Origin of the sequence: Mesorhizobium sp. M2E.F.Ca.ET.209.01.1.1 (genome assembly GCF_004010375.2) — a bacterium.
In the GTDB taxonomy this organism is placed as follows: domain Bacteria; phylum Pseudomonadota; class Alphaproteobacteria; order Rhizobiales; family Rhizobiaceae; genus Mesorhizobium.
Map to the genome: position 1 here is coordinate 301,070 of NZ_SADP02000007.1, position 10,272 is coordinate 311,341.

The 10,272-nt window shown below is 63.9% G+C and carries 9 protein-coding genes; 3 read left to right on the forward strand and 6 right to left on the reverse strand.

All coding sequences use genetic code 11. From position 1 onward, the window contains the following. Positions 1-29: 29 nt before the first annotated feature. The 3 genes from EN852_RS16185 to EN852_RS16195 all read right to left on the reverse strand — a co-directional run bounded on the left by EN852_RS16185 (position 30) and on the right by EN852_RS16195 (position 4,027). The gene (locus EN852_RS16185) at positions 30-920 is read right to left on the reverse strand and encodes an SH3 domain-containing protein (protein WP_189546001.1); all 891 of its coding nucleotides are present in this window, start codon (positions 918-920) and stop codon (positions 30-32) included. A gap of 259 nt (positions 921-1,179) precedes the next feature. Beyond that, positions 1,180-2,466, reverse strand: a complete 1,287-nt coding sequence (locus tag EN852_RS16190; protein WP_127875877.1) for an FAD-binding oxidoreductase — start codon at positions 2,464-2,466, stop codon at positions 1,180-1,182. A gap of 127 nt (positions 2,467-2,593) precedes the next feature. Next, positions 2,594-4,027: a glutamine synthetase family protein gene (locus EN852_RS16195; RefSeq protein ID WP_127867626.1), complete on the reverse strand. Its 1,434-nt coding sequence runs from the start codon at positions 4,025-4,027 to the stop codon at positions 2,594-2,596. Positions 4,028-4,178: 151 nt separating this feature from the next. On the opposite strand from EN852_RS16195, the gene EN852_RS16200 reads away from it, so the two are divergent. Next, positions 4,179-4,892, forward strand: a complete 714-nt coding sequence (locus EN852_RS16200; protein ID WP_127875876.1) for an HAD family hydrolase — start codon at positions 4,179-4,181, stop codon at positions 4,890-4,892. Positions 4,893-4,904: 12 nt separating this feature from the next. Here the strand turns inward: EN852_RS16200 and EN852_RS16205 are convergent, their stop codons facing one another. From EN852_RS16205 to aceA, 3 genes are all read right to left on the reverse strand, one after another. Further along, positions 4,905-5,288, reverse strand: a complete 384-nt coding sequence (locus tag EN852_RS16205; RefSeq protein ID WP_189546003.1) for a response regulator — start codon at positions 5,286-5,288, stop codon at positions 4,905-4,907. A 285-nt stretch (positions 5,289-5,573) separates the two neighbouring features. Continuing rightward, a complete protein-coding gene (locus EN852_RS16210; protein ID WP_042640947.1) occupies positions 5,574-5,816 on the reverse strand; it encodes a hypothetical protein in 243 nt (80 codons plus the stop codon). 55 nt (positions 5,817-5,871) lie between these two features. Continuing rightward, complete coding sequence (gene aceA / locus EN852_RS16215) at positions 5,872-7,161, reverse strand: isocitrate lyase (RefSeq protein ID WP_127875875.1); 1,290 nt, start codon at positions 7,159-7,161, stop codon at positions 5,872-5,874. A 251-nt stretch (positions 7,162-7,412) separates the two neighbouring features. Here aceA and EN852_RS16220 point away from each other — a divergent pair, with 251 nt between their 5' ends. Beyond that, positions 7,413-8,855 carry an XRE family transcriptional regulator gene (locus EN852_RS16220; protein ID WP_127875874.1) on the forward strand — a complete coding sequence of 481 codons (1,443 nt, stop codon included), beginning with the start codon at positions 7,413-7,415 and terminating at the stop codon, positions 8,853-8,855. Positions 8,856-9,029: 174 nt separating this feature from the next. Then, on the forward strand, positions 9,030-9,980 hold the full coding sequence (locus EN852_RS16225) for a DMT family transporter (RefSeq protein WP_127875873.1): 951 nt from the start codon (positions 9,030-9,032) through the stop codon (positions 9,978-9,980). The last annotated feature ends 292 nt before the right edge of the window (positions 9,981-10,272 follow it).

Consider the following 10,272-nt stretch of genomic DNA (forward strand, 5'->3'; position numbering starts at 1 on the left):
TAGGACGCGGCGGCGTCGGCACAACGGCCTCACGCGCCCGTCTTGACGTAGCTCTTGTAGACCCAGCCGTGCTTGCCGTTATAGACGATCTCGCACCACTGCTTGCAGTTCATCACCTGCACCGATGCCTTGGCGGGCACGGTGACGATCGCGGCTGCGCCCTTCTTCGGCCCGGAGCGCATGGTGACGGCCCTCAAGATGCGTCCGTTGGCGGTCGCGCCGACCTTCTGGGGTTCCGGTTTGGGCTGCGCCGCGTTGTCCGTTGCTGCCGGATCGGCATCGGGAGCCTGCGGCTTGGCCTCGGGAATGGCGGCGGTCTGAGCGCCGTCCATCTTGTCGCCCGGCGTCTTCGCGGCCGTCTCGCTCGCCGGTGCGGGTGCGGCAACCTGCGCCAGCGCGTCCGAGGCGTCGTTCTCCGCGGTCGGTTCGGCGAAGGCCGTGTCGGTTGATTGCGTAGCGGTCGGCTCGGCGGCCTGCTCCGATGGAACTGGTTTATCCGCTGCCTGCTCCGACGGGGATTTGGAGTCGGAAGCAGTCCAGCGGGGGTTGTTCGACGCCAGCGCCGGAATGCTGGCTACGCGGGCCGCCGTCGTAGGCGTAACGGCATCCGCCTTGGGCGCGACCTGCGGTGCCGAGGCCACGGTCACCGCCGCCGCCACGGGAGCGATCTTCGTCGTCTTCACCGGGATTGTCGGGACGGTTTGCTCGGCGCTGGCCGCGGCAACCTGCCGGCCTCCGCCAGGAATGCACAACCAGAGCGCCACCGCGGCCACGCCGAGCAGCGCGACCGTGCCCACCGCTGCAATGACCAGATGCGCGTTCGACTGCATCTTCTGCCAGAAGGATGGCCGTACGTTATAGCCGAACTGCATTGTGAAGCGCTGCCGTTCCGGCGTGCCGAAACTGAAGGGCTCGTTCACTCAAACCACCTCCAACAAGCGGGCCGACGTTCTTTCGATCACCGCCACAACGATTGGCTTCGATCAGCATCGGTCCCGAAAATCATTGCGAACAAGGTCCGCGAAATCCCCGGATTTTCGCCCATAATTGCATCTTTTACTGCTGATTATGGCATGAGTGAGCCAAATTGCGAAATTCTCGCCGTCCGTTAAGGCTTCCACAACCTGCCGCGTGCAAGCCGCCTGCGTCGAATCGGTTGCTCCGGCTGGGCTGCCAGCCTTAAATCCTGTCGCGCAGGGCGAACCAGCTGAGCGCGAGGAACAAGAGCGGCGCGCGAAAGCGGCGGCCGCCGGGGAAGGCGGGGATATTCAGGTCCTCGATCGGTTTCAAGCGGTCGCGATTGCCGGCAATGGTCTCGGCATAGAGCTTGCCGAAGAAGTTCGACAGCATGACGCCGTGGCCGGAATAGCCGCCGATCGAAATCACATTCGGCATCACTTCGCGCACGAACGGCTTTCTCGGCATCGTGATGCCGACATAGCCGCCCCAGCCATGCGTGATCTCGACATCCTTGAGGTCCGGGTAGAGCTCGGCGATCTGCCTGCGGATGTGGATATGGATGTCCTTCGGATCGTTGACGGCATAGACCTCGCGGCCGCCGAACAACAGCCGGCCGTCTTTCGACTTGCGGAAATAGCGCACCACGAAACGGGAGTCGTCGACGGACTCGCCGCCGGGCAGAACTTTCGAGTCCGAGCCCAGCGGCACGGTCGCGCCGATGAACGAGCCGATCGGCATGATATGCGCCGCGCTCACCGGCTCGAGATTGCCGCCATAGGCATTGACCCCGATCAGGCATTTGTCGGCTGTGATCGTGCCCTTGCGCGTCGCGACCTTCACCTTGCCGCCATTGGAAACGATGCCGGTGGACGGCGTCTGCTCGAAGAGATGCGCGCCCGCGGCCGCCGCCACTTTCGCCGTGCCGATCACCAGCTTCAGCGGATGGATGTGACCGGTGCCGATGTCGCGGGTGCCGCCGAAGTAGCGCGTCGAGCCCAGCCGCTGCGCCGTCTCCGCCGCGTCCATGAAGCTGACATGCGGATAGCCGAAGCGGCTTGCCATGATCTCGGCGTGGCGCTTGTAGTCGTCGACGTAACGTTGCTTGTGCGCCACCGAAAGCTGGCCCGGCATATAGTCGATGTCGATCGCGTTGCTGGCCGCGAAGTCAAGCAGATGCGCCTTGGCTTCCTCGGCCATATCGAACAGCGCCTTGGCACGGGAAAGGCCATATTCGGCCTCCAGTTCCTCGGCCCATGCGCGCTGCCCGGTGCCGAGCTGGCCGCCATTGCGCCCCGATGCGCCGTCGCCGAAGCGATAAGCTTCGATCAGCACCACATCGGTGCCGGCCTTGGCCAGATGCGCTGCCGCCGACAAGCCGGTGAAGCCGCCGCCTATGATGACAACGTCGCAGGTCCGGTCGCCGTCGAGAGGCGGATATTCGGGGCGAGGGCCGACCGTATCCTCATACCAGGATCGGCCAGGAGAGATGGGGGATTGGTAGGGCACGGGAAAGCCAGTGAATGGTGAATAGTGAATGGTGAATAGCTCGGCAAAACCTGCTGGCCGCGTTCAACCATCCAAGATGAAACTACTCACCATTCACCACTCACCATTCACGCGACGAAGTCGCCACTCACACATTCAGCAGCAGATATTCCCGCTCCCACGGGCTGATGACCTCCATGAAGGTCTCGAATTCGGCCCGTTTGATCGCTGCGTAGGTGGCGGCGAAGGATGTGCCGAGGATGGCCGCTAGCTCCTGATCGCCTTCGAACAGGTCGACCGCTTCCAGCAGGCTGCGCGGCAGGTCGATCTCGTCGGCGTTGGCCGTGGTCAGCACCGGGGGCTCCGCGTTGACCTTCCTGGTCATGCCGATCAGCCCGCAGGCCAGCGACGCGGCCAGTGCCAAATAGGGGTTGGCGTCGGAGGACGGGATGCGGTTTTCGACGCGCCGCGCCGCCGGATCCGAACGCGGCACGCGGAAGGCGGTGGTGCGGTTGTCATAGCCCCATTTGTTGTTGACCGGGGCCGATGCCTGTTGCGTCAGCCGGCGATAGGAATTGACGTAAGGCGCAAACATCACCAGCGCGTTCGGCACATGCTTCTGCATGCCGCCGATGAAGTGGAAGAAAGCGTCTGTCTCGGAGCCGTCCTCGGCCGAGAAGATGTTCTTGCCGGTCTTCTTGTCGATCACGGACTGGTGGATATGCATGGCGGAGCCCGGCTGCCCCTGGATCGGCTTGGCCATGAAGGTGGCGTAGATCTCGTGCTTCAGGGCCGCCTCGCGGATGGTGCGCTTGAACATGAACACCTGGTCGGCGAGCTCGATCGGGTTGCCGTGACGCAGATTGATCTCGAGCTGGCCGGCGCCCTCCTCATGGATCAGCGTGTCGATCTCCAGGCCCTGCCGCTCCGAGAAATGGTAGATGTCGTCGATCAACTCGTCGAACTCGTTGACGCCGGCGATCGAATAGCCCGCGCCGCCGCCGATCGGCCGCCCCGAGCGTCCGACGGGCGGCGTCAGCGGATAGTCCGGATCGGGGTTCTTGCGCACCAGATAGAATTCGATCTCGGGCGCCACCACCGGTTTGAGCCCACGCTCATCATAGGCGGCAAGCACGCGCTTCAGCACGTTGCGCGGCGTGAATTCGACGGAGCGGCCGTCCTGGTGCACGAGATCGCAGATCACCGCTGCCGTCGGGTCTTCTTCCCAGGGCACGACGGTCAACGTGGACAGATCGGGCAACAGCTTCAGGTCGCCGTCATCCTCGGGATAGTGGAAGCCGTTGCCGTCTTCCGGGTAGCCGCCCGAGATCGTCGTCATGAAGACGGCCGACGGCAGCGCCAGCGAGGTGTTGGAGGTGAATTTCTTCGACGGCATCATCTTGCCGCGGGCGACGCCCGCCTGGTCCGGCGTGATGCACTCGATATCCTCGATGCCGCGCCACTCCAGCCAGGCGCTGGCCTCCTTCCAGTTCTTCACACCGCGTTCGTTTTTCAAGAAGGCAGGCGTGCGAGCGCGTCCCCCCCGGCTTGACGGACGGACTTCCCTTTTTTCAGGCGGCATCATTCACCAGATTGTGTTGCGGATTTCAGACTATAGCCGGGCGCTACGGGGGAAGGGAAGGGGAGGCGGGAGAAGCAGGCATCCGTCTTCAGGCTGGCGGCGCGCCGCAACAACAGGTACACCGGCCGTCCATGAAGAACGGTGCCAACACATGCCCGCCTCTCATTTGACCACAATCGGCTTCGATGCCGACGACACGCTGTGGCAGAATGAGCAGTTCTTCCGCATGACCGAGAAACGCTTCGCCGAAATGCTGGCGGAGCACGGCGACCACGAGCATATCGCGGCAAGGCTGCTCGAGGCGGAAAGGCGCAACCTCGCTATCTACGGCTTCGGCATCAAGGGCTTTACCCTGTCGATGATCGAGACAGCGGTCGAGATCACCGGTGGTGAGGTGCCTGGTTCGATCATCGGCGAGATCCTGGCTGCCGGCCGCGAGATGCTCCGCCATCCGATCGAGACGCTGCCGCATGCGCGCGAGACGGTCGAAAAGCTGGCGGGCTCCTACCATCTGGTGCTCATCACCAAGGGCGACCTCTTCGATCAGGAGCGCAAGCTTGCGCAGTCGGGAATGGGTGACCTCTTCGACGCGGTGGAGATCGTCAGCGACAAGAGCGCCGCCACCTATGCCCGCATCTTCAGTCGCCATGGCGACGGACCGCAAAAAAGCATGATGGTCGGCAATTCGCTGAAGTCGGATGTCGTGCCTGCCATCGAGGCCGGCGGTTGGGGCATCCATGTGCCGCACGAATTGACCTGGGCGGTCGAACATGCCGAGGCGCCGGTTGCGGCGCCGCGTTTCCGCCAGATCGCCGATCTCGGCGAGTTGCCGAGCCTGGTCGAAGCCATCGCAAAGGCCGGCTGAACGCCGTCCAATCTAACCGCGCCCTGTCAGGCGATCGACCACCGGTTGCAGCCTCTCGGGCGTGATCGGCTTGGCAACGACCGCATCGACCACGCTCGACAGGCCAAGGCTCTCCGGCGTGCCATTCCTGGTTGAGAGCAGGATAACCGCGGGCAGTGGCTTGCCGGAGACGCGCCGCAGCGCGTCGATGGCCGACATCAGCCGGTCGCAATCCTTGTCGTCGGGGCCGCCGTCCAGGATGACGGCGCCGGGTAGTTGGCGGGCCAGTGTCTTCTCGGCGGCTTCGGGCGGTTCCGAGATCGGCTTCAGGCCCGATTTCTCGACGATTTTCGACACCACGACCCGGTTGATCGATGATTTTCCGACGACCAGCACCTTGGAAAAATCCGCCGCCATCGCGCGGGCTGCCGGTCTCGGATGTTTTTCGGAGTGGTCGTCACGGTCGGCGGGACACATCGGCGGGCTGGCACTCTGGTTCAATGCAGGGTTGAAACCTGAGGCAGAATTGAGTGAGATCGCGGCCGGTGTCAAGCTGAAATGGCCGAGGCCGAAAATATAGCAAGAAAATCCTAAATTCAGCGCAAGTCGTGCCCCCCGACGGCAAAGGCAAATCGAAAAAATGCGACAGTCTCCCGAACGTATAACGCACGGAAGACTGTCGCCGAGACTGTTGACGTTACGTCAAGTATGGCTTTGATGGGTGACGATCACGGGGATCAGAAGGTCACCCCAGTTTCCGTCGCCGCCATGGTGCCTGGCCGAGCGCACCAGCTCCACCGAGACGCCGGCCTCGACTGCCTTCATGACCGACTGGTTGAGCCTGTGCAGATCGTTGGCGAGCATGCGGATCGTCGCCTGCTGGTCGACGCTCATCGCGCTCGATTGCTCTTCCGCCCTTTCCTTGACGCGGCTTATCGATGCCATTGGTCTTCTCCTCGATTAAAAATGCCCTGCGGGCGTTTCCTCTGGTTGTTATCCGTTACTCGGCCGCCGGCCTGAACTGGGCGTGCTCGGTCGATTCATGCATGGCGGTGGTCGAAGACTGGCCGCCGGTGATCGCCATCGACACGGCATCGAAATAGCCGGTGCCGACTTCGCGCTGGTGCTTGGTTGCGGTGTAGCCGTTGGCTTCCGCCGCGAACTCGGCCTGCTGCAGTTCCGAATAGGCTGCCATCTGGCGGTCCTTGTAGCCGCGCGCCAGCTCGAACATGCCGAAGTTCAGCTGGTGGAAGCCGGCCAGCGTGATGAACTGAAACTTGTATCCCATCGCGCCAAGCTCCTTCTGGAACTTCGCGATCGTGGCATCGTCGAGGTTCTTCTTCCAGTTGAACGACGGCGAGCAGTTGTAGGCGAGCAGCTTGCCCGGATGGTGCTTGTGCACGCCCTCGGCGAACTTCCTGGCCTGCGCCAGATCCGGCTTCGAGGTCTCGCACCAGATCAGGTCGGCGTGGGGCGCATAGGCCACGGCGCGCGCGATGCAAGGCTCGATGCCGTTCCTCACATTGTAGAAACCCTCGACCGTGCGGCCTGCATCGTAATCGACAAAAGGCCGGTCGCGCTCGTCGATGTCGGAAGTCAAGAGCTTCGCCGCTTCCGCGTCCGTGCGCGCCACGACCAGCGTCGGCGTGCCCATCACGTCGGCCGCCAGGCGTGCCGCGTTGAGGTTGCGGATATGCGCCGCGGTCGGGATCAGCACCTTGCCGCCGAGATGGCCGCACTTCTTTTCCGACGCCAGCTGGTCTTCATAGTGGACGCCGGCGGCACCTGCCTCGATGAAGGCCTTCATGATCTCGAAGGCGTTGAGCGGGCCGCCGAAGCCGGCTTCCGCGTCGGCGACGATCGGCGCGAACCAGGTCTCGACCGAAAGCCCATTGCCTTCGGACGTCTCGATCTGGTCGGCGCGCTGCAGGGTGCGGTTGATGCGCTTGACGAGTTCCGGCGCCGCGTTGGCCGGATAAAGCGACTGGTCCGGATACATGGCCGAAGCCGTGTTGGCGTCCGCGGCCACCTGCCAGCCAGAGAGATAAATCGCCTTCAGTCCGGCGCGAACCTGCTGCATGGCCTGGTTGCCGGACATCGCGCCGAGCGCGTTGACGAAATCCTCCTCGTTGATGAGCTTCCATAGCCGGTTCGCGCCCATCTCGGCTAGCGTCTGGCGGATTTGCACGGAGCCGCGCAGCCGCTTCACATCCTCTGGCGAGTAGGGGCGCTCGATGCCGTCAAAACGGCCTTCCGGCGCGGAGGGGACGAGGTTGTAAAAATCGGTCATTGGTCACTCCGGATCGTTTGAAACTGCTTCAGCGCCGCATCGCAATGGACATATCCCGCGACGTCTGCGTGTGACATCGTTTACATTGCGACGCGAAATAGGCCCAGGGAAACCGCCATTTGGCGCCAAAAATAAAGGAAAAGCTGTGTTGCCATTGACAAGTCAGCTCTGTAAATTTGTCACGATTGTAAAACCGGCAGGGCGAGCATCGGGCTCGATGCGCATGTAAATTCTTGTCAAGGGCGGAACGGATGGCCGAGCAGAAGATCTTTGCCGGGCCGCGGCTGCGCCGGCTGCGCAACGCCAGGGGGCTGACCCAGACGGCAATGGCCGAGGGACTGGGCATCTCGCCCTCCTACCTCAACCTCATCGAGCGCAACCAGCGGCCGCTGACGGTGCAGCTCATCCTCAAGCTGGCCTCCGTCTACAAGGTCGATCCGCATGAATTGCAGGGAGAGACAAAAGGCTCGATCGCGGCCTTGCGCGAAGCGTTCAGCGATCCGCTTCTTGCCGGCGAACTGCCCGGCGATCAGGAACTGATCGACCTCGCCGAGACAGCGCCCAATGCTTCGGCGGCGATGGTGAAGCTCTTTCGCGCCTATCGCGAGCAGGCCGAGCGTCTGTCCGATCTCAACCAGCTTCTGGCCAAGGAGGGCAGGGTGACCGCGCTGTCCGGCACGCGCCTTCCCGCCGACGAGGTCCACGAAGTGTTCGAACGCCGGCCGAACCACTTTGCTGCGCTGGAGGAGGAGGCGGAGGCTTTCACATCGGTCCTCGATCCCGGCGACGATCTGTTCGGCGCGCTCAAGGCCTGGTTGCGGCGCGAGCACGGCATCGTCGTCAAGGTGCTGCCGGTCGCCACCATGCCCAACTGGCGCCGCCGCTACGACCGCCATTCGCAGCGCCTGTTCCTGTCGGAGCGGCTGTCGCCTTTCGACCAGTTGCGCGAGGTCGCCATGGAGGCGAGCCTGATGCGCATGTCGGTGGCCGTCGCGGGCGAGATCCAGGGGCTGAAGCTCGGCACGGACGAGGCGCGCCGGCTCGCCCGCTTCGAGCTCGGCCGCTATGCCGCGCACGCCCTGATGATGCCCTATCAGGTCTTCCACGCCGCCGCCGTTCGCGCCCGCTACGACATCGATGTCTTGCGTTCCCGCTTTGGCGTCTCTTTCGAGCAGGCGGCCAACCGCCTGACCATGCTGCAGCGGCAGGGCGCGGCCGGCGTGCCGTTCTTCATGCTGGAAGTCGACAATGCCGGCAACCGCTTCCGCAAGGCCGGCAGCCAGGGTTATCCGCAAAGCCGCTTCGGCGGCGGTTGCCCCAAGCTTCCCGTTCATGCGGCCTTCTCGCAGCCGGGCCAGATCCTGGTCGAGGCGGTGGAAATGCCCGATGGCGCCGAGTTCCTTTGCATCGCCCGCACGCTGGAAGGCCCGCAAGGCGCCTTCTCCGAACGGCCGCGTCGCACCGCGCTCCTGCTTGGTTGCGATATCGGTTTCCGCGACGAGATCGTCTATGGGGCGGCGCTGCCGGCCGGATCCTCCGGCAAGCCCGGGCAAGGCTTCGCCACCCCGGTCGGCCCCGCCTGCAGGCTTTGCGAGCGCGCCGGCTGCCTGGCGCGCGCCGAGCCGCCGGTGACACGCCCGCTCGGCCTCGACGAGATGGTGACGGGCCTCAGCGCCTTCGATTTCCAGGGATGACGGGGCGGACGTGCCCTAAGCTTCGCCGGGCGCTGGATCACGCCGACCCGGCGTCTTTGCGCTAGGCGATTGCGACACAGTCCCGTCGTCTAAGCCGCGGTCTTGTCGTCTGAGACACGGTTCTGTCGTCCTTGGTGCATCGTGCAGCCCGCAAACTCGCTGACAATCGTGTCCATGACCGATACCGCCTCGCCCCGTGCCGCCTTGCCTGCCGTCTCGCCGCGCGAGGAGCGGATCGGCATGCTCCTGGTCTTCCTCTCGGCATTGATGTGGAGTTTCGGCGGCACCATCGCCCGCTTCATCCATATCGACGACAGCTGGACCGTGGTGTTTTGGCGCTCCCTCTGGGCGGTGGCCTTCCTTATTGCCTTCATGGTCTGGCGCGACGGTTGGCGCGGCACGTTGAGGTTGTTCCGCGACATGGGGTTGCCCGGGCTTGGAGTCGCCCTCTGCTTCGCCACCGCCTCCACCAGCTTCGTCGTGGCGCTCGCCTACACCACGGTCGCCAACATCCTTTTGATGCAGGCCGGAGTGCCGCTGCTGGCGGCGCTCCTTGCGTGGCTCTTGTTTCGCGAGCGTGTCAGCCCGGCGACCTGGGTCGCCATTGCCGCAGTGATCACCGGCGTCGCGATCATGGTCTCCGAATCCCTCGACGGGGCCGTGTCCCCCATCGGTGACGGCCTGGCGCTGCTGATTGCGGTGGTGTTTTCCGTGGCGACTGTGATCACCCGGCGCTTCGCCCATGTGCGCATGGTGCCGGCCAATTGCCTCGCGGCGCTGCTCGCTTGCGTGTTAGCGGCATCTCAAGCCTCGCAGTTTGCCGTGTCCGGACGCGACATGGGCTTCCTCTTCGCCTTCGGCGTCATCAACCTCGGCGTCGGCCTCGCCTTTTTCGCCATGGGCGCCCGGCTCGTGCCGGCGGCGATCGCGGCGCTGCTCGGCACCTTCGAGCCGATCCTTGGGCCGATCTGGGTCTGGCTCGTCCATTCCGAGGTGCCGTCGGTGCGCACCATCATCGGCGGCGCCATCGTGGTCACGGCGCTGCTCGTCCATATCGGCCTCGAGTTCAAACGCCAGGCACGGCCGGCGCGTCCCGGCATCACCGGTCTGCCGTCGCCCAATTGACCAATGCATGTCGCCCAGAAGTGTGCAGCGGTTCTGGGACAACGACATGCATCAAGACAACAGCATGTCGCCCAAAAGTGCGCAGCGGTTTTGGGTGAACGACATGCATCAAACAAAGACCTAACAGGCTGCGGAAAAACTCTTTCGTCTGGGGCCAGTCCGTGATTCGATTCCGCCGGAGAGATTGGAGGATGAGATGCGCGGTGGAGATGATGGGACGGAAGGGCTTTTTTCCTATGTGAGCTGCGAGGCTCGGGTTCCATCGGATCATCCGCTTCGAGCCATCCGGGCA

What these genes read in the sequence shown, in the direction of transcription:
- EN852_RS16205 (WP_189546003.1), bottom strand. Translation starts at nt 5,288, where the DNA reads ATGGCGGCGGATTTTTCCAAGGTGCTGGTCGTCGGAAAATCATCGATC.
- aceA (WP_127875875.1), bottom strand. Translation starts at nt 7,161, where the DNA reads ATGACCGATTTTTACAACCTCGTCCCCTCCGCGCCGGAAGGCCGTTTT.
- EN852_RS16200 (WP_127875876.1), top strand. Translation starts at nt 4,179, where the DNA reads ATGCCCGCCTCTCATTTGACCACAATCGGCTTCGATGCCGACGACACG.
- EN852_RS16225 (WP_127875873.1), top strand. Translation starts at nt 9,030, where the DNA reads ATGACCGATACCGCCTCGCCCCGTGCCGCCTTGCCTGCCGTCTCGCCG.
- EN852_RS16195 (WP_127867626.1), bottom strand. Translation starts at nt 4,027, where the DNA reads ATGCCGCCTGAAAAAAGGGAAGTCCGTCCGTCAAGCCGGGGGGGACGC.
- EN852_RS16210 (WP_042640947.1), bottom strand. Translation starts at nt 5,816, where the DNA reads ATGGCATCGATAAGCCGCGTCAAGGAAAGGGCGGAAGAGCAATCGAGC.
- EN852_RS16220 (WP_127875874.1), top strand. Translation starts at nt 7,413, where the DNA reads ATGGCCGAGCAGAAGATCTTTGCCGGGCCGCGGCTGCGCCGGCTGCGC.